16 protein-coding genes and 1 other RNA gene are annotated in these 22440 nt (G+C 29.8%); 16 read left to right on the top strand and 1 reads right to left on the bottom strand.

The window, feature by feature from the left end:
• Positions 1 to 176 precede the first annotated feature (176 nt).
• The 13 genes from dnaG to L1S46_RS13540 all read left to right on the top strand — a co-directional run bounded on the left by dnaG (position 177) and on the right by L1S46_RS13540 (position 17843).
• Positions 177 to 1967 carry a DNA primase gene (gene dnaG, locus L1S46_RS13480; RefSeq protein ID WP_011968195.1) on the top strand — a complete coding sequence of 597 codons (1791 nt, stop codon included), beginning with the start codon at positions 177 to 179 and terminating at the stop codon, positions 1965 to 1967.
• Between the two features lie 5 nt (positions 1968 to 1972).
• Positions 1973 to 3103, top strand: coding sequence for an RNA polymerase sigma factor RpoD (gene rpoD, locus L1S46_RS13485; RefSeq protein WP_011968196.1), 1131 nt, complete (start codon positions 1973 to 1975; stop codon positions 3101 to 3103).
• A gap of 230 nt (positions 3104 to 3333) precedes the next feature.
• Positions 3334 to 4026: a class I SAM-dependent methyltransferase gene (locus L1S46_RS13490; protein WP_011968197.1), complete on the top strand. Its 693-nt coding sequence runs from the start codon at positions 3334 to 3336 to the stop codon at positions 4024 to 4026.
• An 11-nt stretch (positions 4027 to 4037) separates the two neighbouring features.
• Positions 4038 to 4829: a Nif3-like dinuclear metal center hexameric protein gene (locus L1S46_RS13495; RefSeq protein WP_238900260.1), complete on the top strand. Its 792-nt coding sequence runs from the start codon at positions 4038 to 4040 to the stop codon at positions 4827 to 4829.
• A gap of 156 nt (positions 4830 to 4985) precedes the next feature.
• The gene (locus L1S46_RS13500; protein ID WP_011968199.1) at positions 4986 to 5291 is read left to right on the top strand and encodes a hypothetical protein; all 306 of its coding nucleotides are present in this window, start codon (positions 4986 to 4988) and stop codon (positions 5289 to 5291) included.
• 70 nt (positions 5292 to 5361) lie between these two features.
• Positions 5362 to 5709: RNase P RNA component class A (rnpB, locus tag L1S46_RS13505), an RNA gene on the top strand.
• A 631-nt stretch (positions 5710 to 6340) separates the two neighbouring features.
• Positions 6341 to 7732 carry an MFS transporter gene (locus L1S46_RS13510; protein ID WP_236895489.1) on the top strand — a complete coding sequence of 464 codons (1392 nt, stop codon included), beginning with the start codon at positions 6341 to 6343 and terminating at the stop codon, positions 7730 to 7732.
• 198 nt (positions 7733 to 7930) lie between these two features.
• The gene (locus L1S46_RS13515; protein WP_236895486.1) at positions 7931 to 9259 is read left to right on the top strand and encodes a sugar ABC transporter substrate-binding protein; all 1329 of its coding nucleotides are present in this window, start codon (positions 7931 to 7933) and stop codon (positions 9257 to 9259) included.
• 139 nt (positions 9260 to 9398) lie between these two features.
• The gene (locus L1S46_RS13520) at positions 9399 to 11204 is read left to right on the top strand and encodes a sensor histidine kinase (protein WP_238900261.1); all 1806 of its coding nucleotides are present in this window, start codon (positions 9399 to 9401) and stop codon (positions 11202 to 11204) included.
• Complete coding sequence (locus L1S46_RS13525; RefSeq protein WP_238860469.1) at positions 11197 to 12459, top strand: response regulator; 1263 nt, start codon at positions 11197 to 11199, stop codon at positions 12457 to 12459. Before L1S46_RS13520 ends, L1S46_RS13525 begins: the two co-directional genes overlap by 8 nt.
• Before the next feature lie 20 nt (positions 12460 to 12479).
• Positions 12480 to 14051 carry a glycoside hydrolase family 43 protein gene (locus L1S46_RS13530; protein WP_238900262.1) on the top strand — a complete coding sequence of 524 codons (1572 nt, stop codon included), beginning with the start codon at positions 12480 to 12482 and terminating at the stop codon, positions 14049 to 14051.
• A gap of 226 nt (positions 14052 to 14277) precedes the next feature.
• Positions 14278 to 16128: a S8 family peptidase gene (locus L1S46_RS13535; RefSeq protein ID WP_238860465.1), complete on the top strand. Its 1851-nt coding sequence runs from the start codon at positions 14278 to 14280 to the stop codon at positions 16126 to 16128.
• Positions 16125 to 17843 carry a S8 family peptidase gene (locus L1S46_RS13540; RefSeq protein WP_238860463.1) on the top strand — a complete coding sequence of 573 codons (1719 nt, stop codon included), beginning with the start codon at positions 16125 to 16127 and terminating at the stop codon, positions 17841 to 17843. Before L1S46_RS13535 ends, L1S46_RS13540 begins: the two co-directional genes overlap by 4 nt.
• A gap of 141 nt (positions 17844 to 17984) precedes the next feature.
• Here the strand turns inward: L1S46_RS13540 and L1S46_RS13545 are convergent, their stop codons facing one another.
• Entirely contained in the window at positions 17985 to 18737 is a 753-nt protein-coding gene (locus tag L1S46_RS13545) for a gamma-glutamyl-gamma-aminobutyrate hydrolase family protein (RefSeq protein WP_023973994.1), read from the bottom strand.
• Positions 18738 to 19174: 437 nt separating this feature from the next.
• Here L1S46_RS13545 and L1S46_RS13550 point away from each other — a divergent pair, with 437 nt between their 5' ends.
• The 3 genes from L1S46_RS13550 (at position 19175) to L1S46_RS13560 (ending at position 22297) form a co-directional block, all read left to right on the top strand.
• Entirely contained in the window at positions 19175 to 19942 is a 768-nt protein-coding gene (locus tag L1S46_RS13550) for a transglutaminase-like domain-containing protein (protein ID WP_238860461.1), read from the top strand.
• 270 nt (positions 19943 to 20212) lie between these two features.
• Positions 20213 to 21322, top strand: a complete 1110-nt coding sequence (gene ugpC / locus L1S46_RS13555) for a sn-glycerol-3-phosphate ABC transporter ATP-binding protein UgpC (RefSeq protein WP_011968204.1) — start codon at positions 20213 to 20215, stop codon at positions 21320 to 21322.
• Positions 21323 to 21352: 30 nt separating this feature from the next.
• Positions 21353 to 22297, top strand: coding sequence for a helix-turn-helix domain-containing protein (locus L1S46_RS13560; protein ID WP_011968205.1), 945 nt, complete (start codon positions 21353 to 21355; stop codon positions 22295 to 22297).
• Positions 22298 to 22440 lie beyond the last annotated feature (143 nt).

Consider the following 22440-nt stretch of genomic DNA (forward strand, 5'->3'; position numbering starts at 1 on the left):
ATTAATAAAAAGAATTACTTTAATATATAGTATTATTCAATAAATATTATTTTATAACTGGTGAAACTTTAAATTAAAAAAAATTAATAGTTTTCTAATTATTTTAGAAGGAAAACTCGTTATTATGTCGAATAATATATAATTGCCAAAAAAAGCAGTAGGAAGGAGATGTCTCCTTGCAAATATCAGAAGAAGTTCTTGAAAGGATAAAAGAACAAAATGACATCGTTGATATTATTTCAGAGGATGTAAGGCTAAAAAAATCAGGTAGAAATTTTATGGGATTATGTCCATTCCATAATGATAAATCTCCATCATTTAGTGTTTCAAGTGAAAAACAGATATACAAATGTTTTTCATGTGGAGAAGCAGGAAATGTGCTTACGTTTGTTATGAAATATAAAAAACTCACTTTTATAGAAGCTGCAAAATATCTAGCAGATAAAGCTAATATTCCGCTACAGATAAATGATAATGAAAATAGCGCAGTTTCTAGAAAGAAAGAATTTTTATATAAAGTAAATGTTGAAACAGCTAGATATTATTTTGCTAATTTACAAAGAATTAAAATGGCAAAAGAATATTTTTTGAAGAGAGGGATAAAAGAAGAAACCATAAAGAGATTTGGTTTAGGCTACTCTCAAGATAGCTGGCATGGATTAACAAACTACTTAAGAACAAAAGGATATAAAGATAATCTATTACTTGAAGCTGGATTGATTTCAAAAAGTGAGAAATCAGGGAATGTTTATGATAAATTTAGAAATAGAGTAATGTTTCCCGTGTTTGATGTAAGAGGAAAAGTTATTGGATTTGGAGGTAGGGTTTTAGATGATTCAAAACCAAAATATTTAAATTCACCAGAGACCATGATTTTTCAAAAAGGGATAAATCTTTATGGATTAAATTTTGCAATTAAGAATAAGCTAAAAGAGGATTACATTATTATAGTTGAAGGATATATGGATTTAATATCGCTTCACCAATCTGGTATAACAAATGTTGTAGCATCACTTGGAACTGCACTTACAGTAAACCAAGCAAGGCTTCTTAAAAGGTATGTTAATAAGGTAATAATTTCTTATGATGCTGATTTGGCTGGACAGACTGCTACCTTAAGAGGTCTAGAAATTCTAAGAGGTGCTGGATTTGATGTAAAAGTATTGATAGTACCAGATGGAAAAGATCCAGATGAGTTTGTGAGGAATCATGGAAAGGAGTCATTTCTGAAGTTGGCAAATGAAGCTCTTCCTTTAATTGAATATAGAATTAAGAAAGCAGCTGAAGGTATAAATCTAAATAGTGGAAATGATCTAGTAGAATATGGAGAAAAATTTGCAGAAATTCTAGCAGATCTAAATCCTATAGAAAAAGATGTATATATAAGGAAAATTTCAGAAGAAACAGCAATTAAAGAACAGGCATTATATGACTTACTTTCACAAGTAATAACAAAAAAACAAAAAGAAGACAATTTTGTGAATAAAAAGGAATATTTTGGAACAAAATTATATGTAGAACCCGCATACTTAAAGGCTGAAAGAGCATTATTAAAATTAATGTTCAAAGATGAATTTTATGATGAGATTAAAAGCTCCATAAAATCAGGAGATTTTGTAATAGAATCACATAATAAAATTTATTCATTAATATTACAAGGCAAAAGTGAGGATACTAATGATATAGGTAATATAGAATCCTATGTAGAAAGTAGATGTGACGATATAGAAAGTTCTAAAGAGTTGACCAAGATAAGGGAACATGAGATTTTAGATTTTACTGATAGAGAGCGACTAATAAAAGATTATTTAAAAGAGGTAAGAGGCTTTAAACTTAAACTGCAAATTGAGGATTTAAAGAAAAAGCAAAATAGGTTCGAAAAAGAGGGGAAAATTGAAGAATCTATAAAAATTGCAATAGAGCTTACTAAATTATCTGAAGCACTTAAAAAGGGAGAGAGAGGTTGAAGGTTATGACGGAAGGAGGCAATAATAAGATGGAACAAAAAGCTAATGGAAAAGTAACAAAGCCAAAAGACGATAAAAAAGATAAAAATGCTAAAATGGCGGCTGTAAAGGAATTAATTGACAAGGGTAAAAAGAATGGCTCACTAACATATAAAGAAATTATGGAAGCTATGGATCATATTGATTTGAGCCCAGAGCAAATAGAAAAGATATATGAAGTTTTGGAAATGACAGGTGTTGAAATAATAGGTGAAATTGCTGATACAGAAACTGAAGAAGAAATTGATTTATCGGTCCCAGAAGGTATAGCTATAGATGATCCAGTTCGAATGTATTTAAAAGAAATTGGAAAAGTGCCTTTATTGTCTTCTGAACAGGAAATAACTTATGCGAAAGAAATTGAAGAAGGAAACCAAAAGGCTAAGAAAAAATTAGCTGAAGCGAATTTAAGATTAGTTGTAAGTATAGCTAAAAGATATGTTGGAAGAGGTATGTTATTCTTGGATTTAATTCAAGAAGGAAATTTAGGTCTTATTAAAGCTGTTGAAAAATTTGATTACAGAAAAGGATATAAATTTTCGACTTATGCTACATGGTGGATTAGGCAAGCAATAACAAGAGCAATAGCAGATCAAGCTAGAACAATAAGAATACCTGTTCATATGGTAGAAACTATAAATAAGCTTATTAGAGTACAAAGACAATTGCTCCAAGAATTAGGTAGAGATCCATTTCCAGAAGAAATCTCGAAGGTTATGGAACTTCCAGTAGATAAGGTTCGCGAAATTCAAAAAATTGCACAAGAACCAGTTTCGTTAGAAACTCCAATAGGTGAAGAGGAAGACTCTCATTTAGGAGACTTTATCCCAGATGATGAAGCACCAGCACCAGCTGAAGCAGCAGCATTTACAATGCTTAAGGAACAATTAATCAATGTCCTAGATACATTAACCCCTAGAGAAGAAAAAGTATTAAGATTAAGATTTGGACTTGATGACGGAAGAGCCAGAACACTTGAAGAAGTGGGAAAAGAGTTCAATGTTACTAGAGAAAGAATTAGACAAATTGAAGCAAAAGCTTTAAGAAAATTAAGACATCCGTCAAGAAGCAAGAAATTAAAAGATTATCTAGATTAGTAGCTAAAAGCACCTAAAATTAGGTGCTTCTTTTTAAATAAGGAATTAATAGATATCAAACTTTAAAATTAGACTTGTGTAATAACATACCGAAATCATAAATATATTTATGATTTCTAGTGAAGATATGAACTTAAGGTTTTAGCAACTTTGTAAATACATTCATCTAATAAGTCGAATCCTTAAATTGGATATCTAAAATTTATAAGTAAGACAAAAAAGAGGTAAATATGGAATTAAGTAAAAGACTAAAATGGATTATAGAAAAAATTAATAAAGTAGAAATAATAATGGATGTTGGAACAGACCATGGATATATACCAATATATTTAGTTAAACATAATATAGCTAAAAAAGTTATTGCATCAGATATTAATAAGGATCCACTGAAAAAAGCTAAAATTAATGCAGCGCTTGATGGCGTATTAGATAAGGTAGATTTAAGATTAGGAAGTGGTCTAGCTGTATTAAAAAATAAAGAAGCTCAAGCTGTAATAATTGCAGGAATGGGTGGCAATTTAATTAGAGATATATTAGAGAATGATTTAGATAAGGTGAAAAAATTAGATTATTTATTGCTTCAACCAGCACAAAATCCAGAAGTATTAAGAGAATATTTATATACTAGCGATTATGAAATATTAGAAGAGGACATTTGCTTGGATGAAGACAAGTATTATGAGATATTTAAAGTTAAGTATAAGAGAGGTGATTATATAAAGTTAGAGAATATATTTTATGAAATAAGTCCATTTATATTAAATAAAAAATCACCACTATTTAAATCATACATAGAAAGTAAAATTGAAAAAAATGAAAAGGTAATAGATTTTATTAAAGATAATACTGAACATGCAATTTCGAGAAGAAATGAATTAATAGAAAAAAATGAGAAGTTAAAGAAGCTACTAAAAAGTTTTTAGGCGGTGAGATTATGGTCAAAGTAAAGGATATAGGAAAAGAAATAGAAAAATTTGCACCAAAATTTTTAATGGAATCGTATGATAATGTTGGCCTAATGGTTGGAGATGAAGATAAGACTATAAACAAGGTTTTATTATCTTTAGATTGCACAAATGAAGTGATTGAGGAGGCAGCGGATTTAAGATGTGAGTTAATAATAACTCATCACCCACTGCTATTCAAAAGACCTAAGAGTATAGTTAAAGGAGATTTATTGGGGAACAAGTTGATAAATCTAATTAAAGAAGATATAGCTTTATACTCTTGCCATACCAATTTAGATAGTGCTAAAGGCGGAATTAACGAAACTATAGTTAGAATGCTAGGATTTGAGTCACAAGAAATTATTGAACCTAATGAATCTAATAATTATAAAGATGGCGGAATTGGAGGACTAGTTAAATTAGACGAAGAAATAATGTTGAATGATCTTATAGAAATTATTAAAAAAAATTTAAATATAAAAAATATGAGGATTGTTAGGGGAAAAAATAAAGCAAGGACAATAGCTATAATTAATGGCAGTGGACAAGATTTCTTTTATAAAGCAAAAGATCTTGGTGCAGACTGTATAATAACAGGGGACACAACATATCATTTTGCATCGGATTTCAAAGAATTAGGTATAAGCATAATAGATGCAGGACATTTCTCAACAGAGTACCTTGTGTTTTTAAAAACATTGGATTTTTTAAAGGAAAAATTTAAAGATGTAGAGTTCATTGCTTCAAAAAAAAGTGAAGATCCTTATGAGTTTGTTTAATAAATTAATATTTAGTAAAACTTTATATTAAAGTCATAACTGCACTAAATTATTTAAATGTTAAGTTCTAATGCATATAATTAATTGAAAAAGAGTTTACTAAAAAAATGAATAGGTGCATATACTAATAGTGTAATAATAATTGTGCGGTGAATTATGGGGAAAGATCATGATTTTAATAATAAAAATAGTGAAGATTTAAAAGATGACTTGAAAAATTTCTTTAAACATAGTAAGAAAACAATACGAAATTTTTTTAGGGGAGGAAGCAGAAGAAGTAAATATGGTGGATGGAATGGTAGATTTCCACCATTTTTTCCTAGCAAGAATCCTCTTTTATTTTTACTTTATCCTAAATTAATTGTTGGTGGACTTATATTATTAACGCTTCTATTCTGTGGCGTAAGTTTATATGGAATAATAGTAATACTATTATTAACAATAATATTTTTTTTAATATAACTATAATTTAGAAATGTTGTATAAAAAATATATTTGCATCTTAAAAAGATATATGTTAATATAGATTTTGCGAGTGAGACGTGCAATCGCTGCTAGACTTAGATCTAGGAGAGGAAAGTCCGAGCTCCATAGGGCAGGGTGCTGGATAACGTCCAGTCAAGGCGACTTGAAGGAAAGTGCAACAGAGATATACCGCCTAAGTTTACTTAGGTAAGGGTGGAAAGGTGATGGTAAGAGCTCACCAGCGTGATGGAGACTTCACGGCTATGTAAACCCCACTTGGAGCAAGACCGAATAGGGAGGCAATTAAGGGGCTGCCCGTCCCGCCTCCGGGTGCGTCGCTTGAGCTTACTGGCAACAGTAGGCCTAGATAGATGATTGCTTAATACAGAACTCGGCTTATGGCTTATCTCGCATATGTAAAATAGGCAGTTGAGAGAATGGAAGGTTAATTTCTTCCGATATTCTTCCGACGGCTATTTTTTTGTGTTAATTTACATGAAGATATTTAATGATGTTGATTTTTTATAATATGTATAATCTTGATAGCTAAAAAACTAGAGTTTAGAAATAGACTCTCATGTTGTTCATTGAATTAAGGTTTTTATATAGGTTATAAACAATATAATGATTTTTATGATAATATCTGGCTTGTATTATCGTATAGTTTAAGGGAAAATTCAATGAATTAAACTTTTTGAACCTGTAGTTTCAAAGTAGAAATAAAATATTTAAAAGAAACTTTGCTAAAAATCAAATGAGATTTTAGCGAAGTTTTTATTTTTTTAAAATTAGTGTAAATTCATATGCAAGGTGATGTTAATTAAATTTTAATTCGCTCGGTAAAGATTAGAAGAACATAAAATAACAAACAACAAACAGGAAATAGTTTATTTATTATTGTTGTTAAATAACAGATAATTGAAATGTAACCGATATACAAATTATATGAAATACTAGTTTAAATATATTTTGTAAGGAGAGTAGAGAAAAACTGATTTTCATTACAGGAATTGTAGGTTACATCTAAAATACTAGGAGGTAATTTTATGAATCAAACTAAAAAGATAGATACAAGTATTTCTACAAGAGAAAAAATCGGATATGGTTTTGGAGATTTTGCATGCAATCTTGTATATGCGAGCATCTCTAGCTATTTACTATTCTTTTATACTGATGTTTTTGGATTAACATCAAGTGCAGCGGCATTTATGTTTTTTATAGTTCGTATTTTGGATGCTGTTTCTGACCCGCTTGTAGGAATGATTATTGATAAGACAAATACTAAATATGGTAAGTTTAGACCGTTTCTATTATATGGTGCAGTACCTTTCGCAATCTTAGCTATATTATGTTTTAGCACACCACAGCTAAGTGAAGGTGGAAAAATGATATATGCTTATGCAACATACATTGCTCTATCTGTCTGCTACACCTTTGTTAATGTTCCATATGGAGCTTTGACTTCAGCAATGACTAGAGATCAACATGAATCTGTTAGCATAACTACTTATAGAACATTTTTAGCAAACATAGGACAAGTTGTTGTCGCATTTTGTGTGCCATTATTAGCAGGCCAATTCTCAAAAACAATGAGCATTGGACAAAGTTGGCAATTGACTATGGCTATAATAGCTATTGTTGGAGGAATTTTATTACTAATTTGCTTTAAGTCTGTTGAAGAAAGAGTACAAGTTCCTGCATCACATACCAAAATAAAATTTAGTGATATCTTTGAGCAATTTAAAGTTAATAGTCCATTAGTAGTTTTAAGCGTATTTTTCTTTGTTATATATGGAGTAAAATCTGTTGTAAGTGCAACTGGAATCTATTATATAACTTATTATGTAGGTAAACCAGAGCTTGTTAAATGGTATTCAGCAGTCGGTACTTTTCCAGCATTATTAATTATTCCGTTTATACCTTGGCTAAGTAGAAAATTAACTAAAAAGCAACTTATGACATTATCAATAGCCACTGATATTATTGGGATGCTTGGATTATTTTTATCACCAAGTAATTGGCTTGTTACAATATTTATTTCTCGTGGAATTGCTTCAGTTGGAAACGGTATGATTAGTGCATTTATGTGGGCATTAATTCCTGAAACTATTGAATATGGTGAATGGAAAACCAATAAACGTTTAGGTGGAATGATATATTCACTTGTATGCTTCTTCTTTAAATGTGGTAATGCTCTTGGAGGAATGATCCCAGGTATAGTTTTATCTATGAGCGGTTATGTTGCAAAGCAAGCTCAAACACCAGCAGCTCTCCATGGCATTCTCATTGCGACAGCAATCATTCCTATATGTTTATATAGTATATCAATTGTTTGTATGAGATTCTATAACTTAGATAAAGAAACTTATGCAAGAATCTCTAAAGAGTTAAGAGAAAGAAATGCAGCTGAATTAGAGAAGGAATTGATTTATGAATAAAAACAATTTATTTATAGAAAAGAAATATTAGATGAACAAAACTTATTATTATAAATACTATTTTTAATTAGTATTGCAATCTTGTTTCACTAGCCTACTCAGTGTATTATAAATATATATTTGTGAGAAATATTTGCTTATGTAAATAAGTATCAAGTTATACTGGAATAAATATTTGGTAATTTGGAGGTCAATCGTATGAAAAAATTCTTACCAATTGTTCTAATATTAATTATCAGTACGACCTTAATTTTATCAGGGTGTAATAAATCAATGCCGCAAGATATTTCACGGGAAGGTTTAAGAAAGAAAACAATAGTAACTTTCTGGGCAGCATCTGTAACGCCGGAAAGAGAAGTCTTTTTTAAGGAATTTCAGAAAAAGGTTAGTGAAACATATCCAGATATACAGTTAGATTTTCTTGGGATACCAGGTGACTTATCAGCGTATAGACAAAAAGTAGATGTTGCAATTGCATCAGGAAAAGCACCTGATATAACCAATGATTTTAGATCGTCACTATTAACAAATGGTTACTATGAAGATTTAACTAGTTATTTTGATAAATGGGAAGATAAAGATAAGATTAATGAGGATTTGATTAAAGCTACAAAATCATATGATCCATCAGGTAGAGGTCTTTTTGCACTTCCATATAGTTCACAAACTTGGAACCTATGGGTAAGATCAGATTGGCTTAAAGAGGAAGGATTAAATGTACCGACTAATTGGGATGAATTTTTTAATACCGTTGAAAAGTTAACTGACAAAAATAAAAATAGATATGGATTAGCTATTCGTGGAGGGGCAGGAAGTGCGAATACTTTAGAAATGCTTATGTATTCGTATTCTGGTATAACCAATTATTTTACAGAAGACGGTAAGGCAACAATTAATAATCCTAAGAACTTAGAATTTGCAGAGAAATATCTTGAGTGCTATAACAAATTTACAGCACAAGATGATTTGACGAAGAGCTGGACGGAATTGGCAAATTCATTCCAGTCAAGTAAAGCAGGTATAGTTATTCATAATTTGGGATCTGGGAAATCTATGATGTCTGCATTTGATAATGACACCTCGAAATTTGAAGCAGCAAAATTCCCAGTTTCATCTAAAGGATATATAGTTCATCCAAAGCTAATGCCTTTAGGACTATCGATGTCATCTAAATCAGAAAATAAAGATGCAGTATGGAAAGTAATGAAATTATATTTAGATAAAGATATAAATACTGAGTATTGTAAGTTATATGGTGAAATTCCGGCAAATATAGAGGCCACTAAAAATAGCTTTTTTAAATATACGCAATATATGTCTATAGGTGTTGATTTGCAAGAGTCTAAGGAAGTTAGATTTACTGATACACCATACTATTTGGCAAATTATTCTAGCATAGAATCTCAAATGGACTCAGTAATTCAGAAAGTGATGTCTAAACAAATGACAGCAAAAGAGATGCTTGATCAGTGGGCAGCTTTGCTTGAAAAAGCAAAAAGAGATTACGATAATTCAGTAAAGAAATAACAGATTGTAATATTAAAAATATAAATTTATATAAAAGTTCTGGGTAACATTTGTGTATAGAGGTGACTCACGATAATCATAAATTACATTAACAAAATTTTAGGTAGATATAAATATCATTTTCGAGGAGAAATTAGGTATGCGAAGATTGTTTGAAAATTTGTGGAGAAGGCCAATTAAGCAACAGCTAAACTTAATATACATTCCAGTCATTTTGATATCAGCTATATTAATTGGAATTTTTTCATACCTTTTTCAAATAAAACAAATTGAAAAAAATTCATCTTTTTTACTTGAAAACTCAGTGAATCAAACAGCTATCTCTGTAAATGAGAAGATAAATATACCCTTTTCGCAAATGGTAGCTGAAAGTGATAGTGTATCAGTTGGAAACCTATTCATGAACCGCTATACTGAGGAAGATAAATCAAGAAAATATATGGATATATTAGATTGCTATAATCAAATGGAATCTGTTTACTACAGTATTAATGACATGATTGATTCTATATATTTTGTAACAAATACTGGAGTAGAGGTAAGCATGTACAAAGGAGATACGCCAGTTAATATAGGCATAGATTTTAATGAATGGTTTAATAGAGATATTTACTCAGAAACTGGATATGGATGGATTGAGAGTCATGAGGATAAAGTTTTTTCTTCAAAGTCATCAAGAAATGTTATCTCTATTGTAAAAAAATTTGGTACTAAGGATTCAAAAAATAAAGCAATATTAATTTATAATCTTAAGACAGAGTATTTTAAGGAATTGTTAGATAAGGTTAATATTAGCCCAAATGGATATGTAGTAGTTATGAGTCCAGATGGGAAAGCAATAGTTAATAGCACAATAAAAGCATTTAATATAGAAGATAATGATATAGCTAGAATTAAAAGTGATATTGAAAAAGGCAGTATTAATGATACGAAAATAGGAAAAGAGAAAGTATCAATATATAGTAGTTCTGAAGATAATTTATGGAAGGTAATTGGTGTTGTTCCTAAAAAAGACTTAGTCAGTGAAGCAAATAACTTGAAAGTAATTTTAATAGCATTTATAGGAATATTGTCAATTGTTTTATTGTATATTTCCACTCTATTAGCTAGAGGAGTATCAAAGCCGATAGAGATTCTCTCAAATAAGGTTAAAGAATTTGAATTTGGAAATATAAATGTTAAGTTTGAGATAGATACAGAAAATGAGTTGGGAACATTATCAAAAGGCTTAGAGAGATTTAAAGAATCAGTTCTTGAACTTTTAAGAAAAGTAATGCAAGAAGAAAAACAAAAGTCAAAATTGGAACTTTTGATAATGCAGTCACAAATCAAACCTCATTTTTTATATAATACTCTTGGCTCAATTAAGCACTTAATTGATATGGGGAGAAATGATAAGGCAAGTGAAATGTGCGCCGCTTTATCTAAATTTTATATGATAGGTCTTAGCGGGGGAAGAGATATCATTTATGTAAGTGAAGAGATTGAACACATTAGAAATTATCTTAAAATTCAACAAATGAGATATGATAAAGAATTTGAATTTTATATTAATATTAGCGAAGACATTATGAATGAGAAAATGTTAATTCTTACTCTTCAACCGATTATCGAAAATGCTATATATCATGGGATTAAGGGAAAAGAAGGTCTTGGTACAATCATTTTATCCGGAAATAAGAAAGATGATAAAATGATATTTGAAATATATGATGATGGATTAGGAATGAGTGAACAGGAGTTAGACAATTTAATTAAAACAATTAATAATAGAAATGATCAGCAATTAAAAAGTTTTGGGCTAAGAAATGTAAATAATCGCTTAAAATTGTATTTTGGAAGTAAAGCAAGAATGAACTTTTTTAGTATAAAAAATGAATTTACACAGGTTATTATAGAAATTCCTATAGAAGCAGGACAAAAAGGAGAAGAAAAATATGTGTAGGCTTTTTATTGTTGAAGATGAAGAGATTATAAGAGAGGGTATTCAAAAAAATATAGATTGGGAATTAAATGATGTCAAAATAGTTGGGACTGCGGCAAATGGGAAAGAGTGCTTGGAGAAGATAGAAACATGTATGCCAGAGGTTATATTATCAGATATTAAGATGCCTTTCATGGATGGAATGGAGTTAATCCAGCATATTTATGAGCTATATCCTAAGATAAAAGTGGTATTATTAACTGCATTCGATGAGTTTGAGTATGCGAAAAAAGCATTAAACTATAAAGTAAGCCAATATGTTATGAAATACGAAGAGAATGAAAAAATATTAGAGGCTGTTTTGAGGGCTGGAAATGAATATACTGCTTCATTAAACCAAGCCGAAAGAGTAAAGCAAAGTGAAATATTATTGGAAAACAAAATATTGAGAGATTTATTATTTTATGATGAAAAGTCTGAGGAAATATATCAGAATCTTCTTAATAGTAATATAAAATTTTTATATGATAACTTTTTTGTTACGTGTATTTCAAACAGAAACTTAACTCAAAGCAAGCATATAAGAAGTATTGCCGAAGGATATAATTTTTTTGAAAGAGAAATTAGAATTTTAGGCTTAGAAATAGATTTTTATTTCTGTAAAACGGAGCAAAAATTATTTATTATATCTAACCTTCCCAAAGAAGCAGATGATTCATTTGATAAATTTATCAAAATATTAGAAAACCTACTAAAACATAAAGAAAAAGAGTGGCAATGTAATTTGAAAGCCTCAGTTGGTAGTATATATAACGGATTGGAAGGTATAAGCAAATCATACGATGAAGCAAATTATATAATGTCTTTATATCAAATGAATCAATATTTTGATAGAGATAAAAGGACTGTGATTGTAAGCAGCAATGATAGTGTTTCTGGGTCTGCCAATAAAAAAACAGTGGAACAAATAGTAGAATACATTAAAAAACACTATTGGGAAAAAGATATAAGTTTAGATAGTATATCGAAAGACGTGCATCTAACGCCCGCATATATCAGTGCAATGTTTAAGAAAGAAAAAGGCATTAATATTTCAGATTACATTATAAAGATAAGGATTGAGAGGGCAAAGTATTTATTGATGACTACGGATATGAAAACATATGAAATATCTGAGGAGATAGGATACGTAAATTCTCAGTATTTTAGTGTATTATTTAAAAGAAATGCGGGCGTATCACCTACAGAGTATAGGCAAAGAGTTAGTGGAAAGTAGATAGAAAGAAGGAAGAAAAAATGAATATAGTTAATAATCCTGTAATCAAGGGGTTTAATCCGGATCCATCTATTCTTAGAGTTAATGAAGATTTCTATATTGCAACATCAACATTTGAATGGTTTCCAGGAGTGAGTATTTATCATTCAAGAGATCTTGAACATTGGAATGTTATTTCTAATGCGTTATCTGATGAGAAAGCTCTTGATTTAACTGGCATTGATTCTGCATGTGGAATTTGGGCACCAAACCTTACCTATAGTAATGGTATATTTTATTTGATATATACCATTGTTTATACTAATAGGTCAAGATTTAAAGATACTCACAATTTTATGGTAATATCAACGGATATTAAGGGTCCTTGGAGTAAACCTGTATTTTTAAATTGTTCAGGTTTTGATCCATCTCTATTTCATGATGAAGACGGCAGGAAATGGATTGTTAACATGACGATTGATCATAGGATAGATAAGGTAAGATTTAGTGGAATTGTACTCCAGGAATATGATAGTGAAAAAGAAAAGTTAATTGGTCCAATTCATAAAATATTTAATGGAAGCGAAATAGGAACTACAGAAGGCCCTAACATAATTAAATATAATGGATATTACTATTTAACAGTTGCAGAGGGGGGAACTGAGTTTGGACATTGTGTAACTATTGCTAGATCTAAGAAATTAACAGGAGCTTATGAAATAGATCCTAATAATCCTATGCTTACATCAAAAACAGATGTTGACTATCCAATTCAAAGAGCAGGGCATGGACAACTTGTTCAGGATTATAACGGTAATTGGTACATGGCCCATTTATGTTCTAGGCCAGTTGATGGTTATAGTATTTTAGGAAGAGAAACTGCTATTCAAAATATTAAATATACAGATGATGGCTGGTTTAAGATTGATGGAAGTAATGGAAACTTACCAATGAGTAATTTTAAGACTAATTTAAGAAGGATAGAGGAAAATCTTGAAATTGTAAGAGAAGATTTTGATAGAGAGGAAATTACTTTAGATTTTCTAACATTAAGAAAATCTTTTAAAAGCTCTAATATGAGTCTAACTGAACGAAAGGGATATTTAAGAATAAGAGGTGGAAATTCTTTATCATCTAAATTTAATCAAAGCTTTATTGCAAGGAGACAGCAAAATTTTTCTTATGAATGTAAAGTATGTTTAGAGTTCAATCCAGAAAGTCATCATCATATGGCAGGCTTAGTATGCTACTATAATTATGACAATTATCATTATTGTAAAATAAGTAGAGATGAATTATTAGGACTAAGCATTTCAATTACAACATTAAATAATAGGGATGTTATAGAGACACCATGTATTTCGCTTCCTGAAGATAATTCTAGGTTTTACATAAAAGCCTGTGTAAATAGAGATAAACTTAGATTCTCATATTCTATAGATGGAGAGAAATATTTTGAATTAGATTATATCCTTGACATGAGGATTTTATCAGATGAACATGTTAATGGGAATGGTTTTACAGGAGCAATGATAGGAGTTTGCTGTCAGGACTTATTTGGAAACGGTATTTATGTGGATGTTGACTGGTTTGAATATAAAGGTTTGGACTAAGTTTTCAGAATAATATATAATTAAAAGTATTTTAAGCAATAAGCATTATAATGTTTGTTGCTTTTTTTGATTACTTTATTAGAAATTATAAGAGGATGAAAAATTTAATTTAAATATTAAGGAATATCACAATTATTAATTTAGAGATGAACAAATAATTTCAATCATCAAATAAACAATATAAAAATATATATAATATTAATGCAAGTAATATTAGGAGTTAGATATGTCTGATTTACGTGACTGTAATTTATATTATGATCCCAATTCGGCAAATTATTTGATTGAGTATAGAGGGAATTTCAAAGAACAAATAGATAAGTTATCTTATGCTTGTGGGGATATAATTACAGGCAATATCGGAGTAATATCTGTACGAAATAATGATTTTGATAGGCTCCTAAATGATGTTCCAGCAATTGTATTTTATGATTTTAGGACAATTTATGTATTACAAGATATCTCACCATCATCTGTAGATAATATAAATAACATAAAGATAAATCCCTTTTTAGATTTGAATGGGAGGGGAGTGCTAATAGGAATAGTCGATACAGGTATAGATTATTTAAATGATGAGTTTATAAGAGAAGATGATACATCAAGAATAATAAGTATATGGGATCAATCCGTTCAAAGTAATACTAGTGACGCTGTATATATAGGACAAACTTATTCGAATGATCAAATTAATAGTGCTATTGCAGCTAAAAGAAATAATGGAGATCCGTATCAAATAGTTCCTTCCAGAGATGAAGTTGGGCATGGAACAAAAGTTGCGGGGATTATAGGAGCAAGGGGATACAATACTGAATTTCAAGGAATTGCAAATGCAAGTGATTTTGTTATTGTTAAGCTTTTTGAATCCACTAATTTTAAAAGACAATTGCAAGAAAATGGAGTTCCGTATACTCCCGTATATAATGCATCTGAAATTGTAGCAGGAGTAGAATACTTGAGAAGAGTTGCAGTAGAACGTAAGCAACCAATGGTTATCTATGTAGGTGTTGGAAGTACTGAAGGTAGTCATGATGGTAACAACTTAATTTCAAGATATATAACATCTATTGGAAATAGTAGAGGATTGTGTGTAGTAAATGGAGTGGGAAATGAGGGGGATTCTCAAGGTCATGTATCGGGATATATAAGGAATGTAGGTGATACAAAAGTAATAGAACTAAGAATACCAAGGGAAATAAAATACCTTCCGATTTATATATGGATACGAAGACCTAATATCGCATCAGTAAATGTAATTTCTCCGACAGGTGAAGCATCAGCAGTTATACAATCTAAAATAAATAAAGTTCAACCAGTTAGATTTGTTTTTTTAAATACAGATATGTTAGTAAGATTCTATTCACCAGAACATTTCACAGGACATCAAGTAATAAGTCTTACGTTTAGTAATATAAAACCAGGAACATGGACTTTCAATTTGATAGGTGAATATATAACAAATGGTAGGTATGACATATGGCTGCCTCCCAAAAGTACTTTGCCAGAAAATACAATATTTCTTGAATCGGATCCATTTACTACTCTAACAATACCGTCAACAGCTGTTAATGTCATTACAGTATCTTATTATGGAAATAATAATGCACTAATTGCAGCTTCTGGTAAAGGGTTTAATACTAATGGATTGATTAATCCAGATATTTCAACTATAGGTGTAAATATATTGACAACAAAAGTTGGAGGAGGAGTGACAACATTTTCAGGCAGTTCAGCTGCTACAGCAGTAGTGACTGGGGCGTGTGCACTTTTATTACAATGGGGGATTGTAGACCGTAATGATCCTACTATGTATACTAAAAAGATTAGAACATACATAATGTATGGGGCTAACAGAAATTCGGCTAATAGATATCCTAGCAGAGAAACAGGATATGGTGATTTTGATTTGCTAGGTATTTTCAATATAATTAGTGGTTTATATAGAAATAGCAACCAAAGATTTCGAATGAATATCACTGATAAAAGATATACAAATGAAGATCATGAGTTTGACGAGTATTATATAAATAAATTATTTATAAGAATTCCAAAGGCGGGAGATGGAAAATTTATATGAAGGAAGGTTTTAGAGCTCCGATAAATATTTTTTCTGATGCAAATTACTATCATTATATAGTCCAATACGAAGGTAATATTGAGGATGAAGTTTCAAAACAGCCAGGGTATTATGCAACTATAATTGATAATCAATATGCCATATTATCTTCACCTGTAGAGCTTGATACAGGTACAGCTATTCCGGTTTTTTCTACAGTAATATATAGGGCTTTTCCAGATATATTTACGCTAGAAGAAGTTTCACCAATTGAAGCATCCCAAGCTAATTTTTTGCAATTAGAGCTGCCATTAAGACTTACAGGGAGAGGCGTAAATGTAGCGATTATAGATTCAGGCATTGATTATTTAAATGATGAATTTATAAGAGAAAATGGGCAGACCAAAATAGAGTATATTTGGGATCAAACTATAAATTCAGGGCAGCAAATTGGAGAGAATGGAGTTCCGTTCGGAAGTGTCTACAATAGAAGTACAATACAACAAGCAATTGATGCTTTTAGGTCTGGACAATCTCCTTATGATATAGTTCCAACCAAAGATGAAATAGGTCATGGAACAAATATGGCTGGGATAATTGGATCGGTTGGAAAAAATCCTAATTTAAAGGGGATGGTTCCAGAATGTGATTTTGTAGTGATAAAGCTTCTTGAAAATATTGCTTATAAAAGACGGTATAATATACAAATACCTATATACAGCATGTTATCTGTTTTTTCAGCACTAGAATTTTTAAATAGATACTCACTAGAAAATAATAAGCCTATGGTTATATATATGCCCTTAGAAAGTAATTTAGGAGGACATAAAGGAAATGGCTTTTTAGAACAATATATGGATTTTATGTCTCAAAGTAGTGGAATTGCAATAGTTAATGGCTCAGGAAACCAAGGCGCAAGTGGAACTCATACATCAGGTACTATATCTCAAGTTAATGAATCTAGAACAATACAGCTATATATATCGCCAGAGCAAAAAAATATAATAGTTGATATTTGGATTGAATCACCTAATATAATGACATTAAATATAATATCACCATCAGGAGAGAGTACTGGAACTATAAATGCAGAGATAACGGCTATAGAAACTTATTCGTTTGTATTTGAAACCACTTCAATGGTAGTAAATTACTATGTTCCAGAAGAATACACAGGTGATCAATTAATGAGAGTAAGGTTATTAAATATAACAGAAGGAATTTGGCGTTTTACCCTGACAGGACAGTCAATTCTAAATGGCAGATTTAATGCATGGATACCTCAAGAAGGAGTTAGTATTGGAGGAACTAGGTTTATTTCTTCAGATCCATATGGAACTATAAGTAATCCAGCGTGTTCTGAATACACAATTACTGCTGCAGCGTATAATCAGCTAAATAATAATGTTCTAGATTATTCTGGAATAGCATTTTTAGAGGACTATCTTAATAGAATTGATGTGGCTGCAGGAGGGATAAATGCATTAACTGTAGCGCCTAATAATCAAACGGCTATTGTTAATGGAACAAGTGTATCAGCGGCTATATTAGCAGGGGCCTGCGCTATGTTATTTCAATGGGGAATTGTAGAAGGAAATGACCCTAATATATATTCGCAAACGATAAAAACATATATTCAAAGAGGTGCAGTTCAAAGAAGTGGAGATTTATACCCCAATCCAGTATGGGGGTATGGAATACTTAATGTGCTGAAAATGTTTCAAAATATGCGATAAATTGCAACTCCATATTTATAGTATAATATAGGCACATTCTTTTATATTTTAGATAATTTAGAATCCCTAAAGTAAATCTTATGAAAGGCAAGTATACAAAGATTTAATTGCATAAGGCAACTTGAATTTAGGGATTTTAAATTATTTTTTATGATCTAATGAATTATTTTTATATGAAGCATTTATAAAAGCTTCAAAAAGTTTAAGCATATTTTTATCGTTATAAGCAGTCATAATTTCAGGATGAAATTGCACACCAACAACAAAATTTTTCTCACAACTCTCAATAGCCTCAATCACTTTATCCTTAGAGTAAGCCGTAACTTTAAAACCAGGAGCTAAATCTTTAATTGCTTGATGATGAAAGGAATTAATTAGTGCAGTATTTCCCAAGATCTCATATAAAATTGAGCCCTCAATAATTTCTAAAGTATGGCTAGCCGCTCCATCTTTTGTTTGTTGATGATGTTTTATATAACAACCACTCATATCAGATAAATCTTGATATAATGTGCCGCCAAAAGCTACATTTAGAATTTGATGACCTCTACAAATTGCTAAAATAGGTTTATTAAGTTCATAAGCTATTTTTACAAGTGCAAGATCAAACTCATCTTTATCAGGGTAAATATAACCTAATTTAGGCGATGGTTCTTCATTATATAATAAAGGATTTATATCTATTCCACCAGAAAGAACGATGCCGTCAAGTAGTTCGACTTGTCTTCTAATGGATTCTTCATCAGAAAGAATAGGAAGTATAATTGGAACACCGCCTGCTTTAATTACGGATTCAACATAATCATTGCCAAGTGATTCTACAACTGAGTGCGAATATTGAGTTTCATGTTTAATAACTCTGTTTGAATTTATGCCTATAATTGGTTTGTTCATAATTTGTATACCTCCCTTAGCATATATATAACTTATAATATATATGTATAAATAAAGATTGTCAATTGTGCATAAATGGAAGAAAAATAGGGAAAAGTCAACAATTTATAAACAAAATATAAATAAAGTATTAATTTATATTTACAAAATGAATAAAGTAAGTACAATAGAAGTAATGATAACTTATTTGTTACTCTCTAGAAAGTCATGGTATTAGACAATCTGCTAATATTGTGCCTTTTGTGAGTATAAATTATGAAAAAGATTGATTTAAAATTTACGTTCAAAAGGAAAATATATTCGCGTGGCAGATTTCTCTCACATATGCTTAAAAAGGCAGATGAGTAAAAAATCTCAAGCGTCAGAGTCGCAAGCGAGTTTGGTCTACATATGATGAAATTGAAAGTGTTGAAATGACATGGGGGAACATATTAATTATGGAAAAGTTTTTCAAAACAATAATGATAGCAGTTGTTATTATACAAGCTATAACTGTAACTGCATTTGCGTATGATGAAGTTAATAATATGAAGAGTATGGAAAATCATATTTATAATCATCTCGAAAATAGAGATACTGATTTTACTATTTTATATACAGGGGCAAGGTCGGAATTTGAAGAGAATATAAGTAATTGTATTAAGGATGCATATTCAAAAGATGATTACTTAGAGAGATCTTGGCTAGAGATAAAGCCTAAAGCAAAGGTGACTGAAAATGGTATAGAGACAACTTTAGATGTAAAATATCTGACAACTAAGGAACAGGAAAATTATGTAGATAATGAATTAAAGAGAATTACTAATTCTTTAATTAATAAGGATATGTCAGAGTTAGAAAAAGTACAGGCTATAAATGAGTATATTATAAATAGATACGAATATGATTATACTCTAAAATCTACAAGTGTTTATTCTGCATTGACCACCTCATTAGCTGTATGCCAGGGGTATGCAATGACTGCTTATAGAATGTTTAACTATGCAGGAATAGAAAATAGAATTGTAGTCGGGAAAATTAAGGATGTTTCTCATTCATGGAATGCTGTAAAAATTCAAGGTAATTGGTATCATATAGATGTTACTAACAATGATTCAAGTTATAAGAATAAGTACTTTTTAGTTGGAGATAGTACTTTAATTGAAAATAATTATACTTGGGATAGAGAAAAATATCCTAAATCATTTAATGGATATTATAAATAAGCTTTTATTTAAGGGATTGTAACATAATCTTACTCCTTAATCGAAGTGTTGTATATAAACATTAAAATATTATAAGCAAAGCATATATCTAGTTTTGATTAGTATATGCTTTTTTATTATCCTTTTATATTATTTCACAAAAAAGACAAGAGAGTTTTGTAAATTCTCAATATAGAATATAAAGGATTACATATAGTAAAATGAATATACAGAAAATATTAAATAAAATATAAATTGAGATAATTAAAGCAGAAAAGGGAGGAAATAAATATGGCAGATTTGTCACTAAGACATATTTATAAAATTTATGAAGGGGATGTAACTGCAGTAAAAGATTTCAATCTAGAAATTGAAGATAAAGAATTTATAGTTTTTGTAGGGCCATCAGGTTGTGGTAAATCTACAACTTTAAGAATGATTGCAGGACTTGAAGAAATATCTAAAGGTGAATTATATATAGGTGGAAAATTAGTTAATGATGTAGAACCAAAAGAAAGAGATATAGCAATGGTTTTCCAAAACTATGCATTATATCCACATATGACAGTGTATGATAACATGGCATTTGCTTTGAAGTTAAGAAAAGCACCTAAAGATGAAATAGATAAGAAAGTTAGAGAAGCAGCAAAGAGATTAGATATTGAACATTTGCTAGACAGAAAGCCAAAGGCTTTATCAGGAGGTCAAAGACAAAGAGTTGCATTAGGACGTGCTATTGTTAGAGAACCAAAGGTATTCTTAATGGATGAGCCTTTATCAAATCTTGATGCAAAATTAAGAGTTCAAATGAGAACAGAAATATCAAAGCTTTATCAAAGTTTAGGAACAACATTTATATACGTTACTCATGATCAGGTTGAAGCTTTGACAATGGGAACTAGAATTGTTGTAATGAAGGACGGTGTAATACAACAAGTTGATACTCCTCTTAACATATACAATACGCCAAATAATTTATTTGTTGCAAGCTTTATAGGAAGTCCTCAAATGAATTTAATAAATGGTATTGTAAGTGAAAAGGAAGGAAAGTTATATTGTAAATTTGATGAAAATAATATATTATTGCCAGAAGAAAAAGCTAAAGTATTAAAAGAAAAAGGATATGTTAATAAGGAAGTAGTATTTGGTATAAGACCTGAGCATTTAGATGATAATGCTCAAATAATTGAAAATAACCCTGCAGCAACTTTAACTGGAGATGTAGAAGTTGTTGAACGTATGGGTGCTGAAAGTTACATTTACTTTAAGTCAGGAAATAATAATATGACTGCAAGAGTTGATGGAAGTACTAAAGCAGAACCTAAAGACAAGATTAAATTATATGTAGAACATGAAAATATTCATGTTTTTGATAAAGAAACAGAGTTGAGAATTTGCTAGTATTAAATTAGTGACAATTGAGGTGAGGGAATGAAGGGATTAGTGAAATATTTACAAGAAATATATGAAGATTGTGAAATACCATTTGAAGTTTATGTGGACGATGAAATTATATTTAAGGCTAATCCTAATTCTTTTAGCGAAAATATACTTGAAGATACATTTTTTATTGGACCCAAAAGTTTCAAAATAAAAACAGAAGGGGACCGCAAGGATTTCATAAGAATATTAGTATTTTGTATCAAAGATAGGTATAAAGATAGTTATAACAAAAAAGAAAAAATAGTTTCTGAGTTATTACAAGGCTTAAGTATATCTAAGGAAAAGATTAAGGAAATTATGCCGCCAATAAAAGAAGAAACATTTTTAGTTACTTTAAATTTAAAAGAAAAAGTAACAGAGGCATTAGAGGCGTTAAAAAATGTTTATAATAATAATGATGTAACCATTCTTATATTTGAAGATACAATCATTTTAATTGGAATTTTTGAAGATATAAAGGAGCATGTATCTAGTATAAGTGAAACAATATACTTCTCACTTTACGAAAAGTGTTATATAAGTTATTGTCATATTGGGGATTATGAATTATTGAACAAGTTATATAATGAAAATATGTATAAAATTAATTTAGCTAAAAAGTATAATGTATCTCAAATGGTATTTGGATGTAACAGCCTTTTATTTGAAGAAGTTATGGATAATTTAAATCAGGATATTAAGGAAAAAATACTAAATAACTTTAATGAAAGTTTTTCGAAGTTAGATGAAGATATGTTAAAAACTATAGAGGTTTTCTTTAAATCGGACTTAAATTTAAGTGAAGCTTCAAAAGGATTGTATGTTCACCGAAATACTCTAATTTATAGATTAGATAAGATACAAAAATACACAGGTTACGATATAAGGAAATTTAATGATGCTGCATTATTCAAGATAGCCTTCTTTATTTGGATTCAAAAGAATAAAATTTAATAGATATAGCTAGAAATCTTATCTGAAGATCGTTAAAAGTAATCTTCAGATAAGATTTTTTATTTTTAGTTTAGGTTGTTGAATAACTAATTTTTACAAATGGTTATTTAAGAAAATATTCTTAGAAATTATATATTCCAAGG

It is taken from the genome of Clostridium sp. YIM B02500, from assembly GCF_022324665.1.
In the GTDB taxonomy this organism is placed as follows: Bacteria; Bacillota; Clostridia; order Clostridiales; family Clostridiaceae; genus Clostridium; species Clostridium beijerinckii.

Bases quoted from the DNA above. Each gene is read 5' to 3' on its own strand.
- rpoD (WP_011968196.1), top strand. From the start codon at position 1,973: ATGACGGAAGGAGGCAATAATAAGATGGAACAAAAAGCTAATGGAAAA.
- L1S46_RS13490 (WP_011968197.1), top strand. From the start codon at position 3,334: ATGGAATTAAGTAAAAGACTAAAATGGATTATAGAAAAAATTAATAAA.
- L1S46_RS13495 (WP_238900260.1), top strand. From the start codon at position 4,038: ATGGTCAAAGTAAAGGATATAGGAAAAGAAATAGAAAAATTTGCACCA.
- L1S46_RS13500 (WP_011968199.1), top strand. From the start codon at position 4,986: ATGGGGAAAGATCATGATTTTAATAATAAAAATAGTGAAGATTTAAAA.
- L1S46_RS13510 (WP_236895489.1), top strand. From the start codon at position 6,341: ATGAATCAAACTAAAAAGATAGATACAAGTATTTCTACAAGAGAAAAA.
- L1S46_RS13515 (WP_236895486.1), top strand. From the start codon at position 7,931: ATGAAAAAATTCTTACCAATTGTTCTAATATTAATTATCAGTACGACC.
- L1S46_RS13520 (WP_238900261.1), top strand. From the start codon at position 9,399: ATGCGAAGATTGTTTGAAAATTTGTGGAGAAGGCCAATTAAGCAACAG.
- L1S46_RS13525 (WP_238860469.1), top strand. From the start codon at position 11,197: ATGTGTAGGCTTTTTATTGTTGAAGATGAAGAGATTATAAGAGAGGGT.
- L1S46_RS13530 (WP_238900262.1), top strand. From the start codon at position 12,480: ATGAATATAGTTAATAATCCTGTAATCAAGGGGTTTAATCCGGATCCA.
- L1S46_RS13535 (WP_238860465.1), top strand. From the start codon at position 14,278: ATGTCTGATTTACGTGACTGTAATTTATATTATGATCCCAATTCGGCA.
- L1S46_RS13540 (WP_238860463.1), top strand. From the start codon at position 16,125: ATGAAGGAAGGTTTTAGAGCTCCGATAAATATTTTTTCTGATGCAAAT.
- L1S46_RS13545 (WP_023973994.1), bottom strand. From the start codon at position 18,737: ATGAACAAACCAATTATAGGCATAAATTCAAACAGAGTTATTAAACAT.
- L1S46_RS13550 (WP_238860461.1), top strand. From the start codon at position 19,175: ATGGAAAAGTTTTTCAAAACAATAATGATAGCAGTTGTTATTATACAA.
- ugpC (WP_011968204.1), top strand. From the start codon at position 20,213: ATGGCAGATTTGTCACTAAGACATATTTATAAAATTTATGAAGGGGAT.
- L1S46_RS13560 (WP_011968205.1), top strand. From the start codon at position 21,353: ATGAAGGGATTAGTGAAATATTTACAAGAAATATATGAAGATTGTGAA.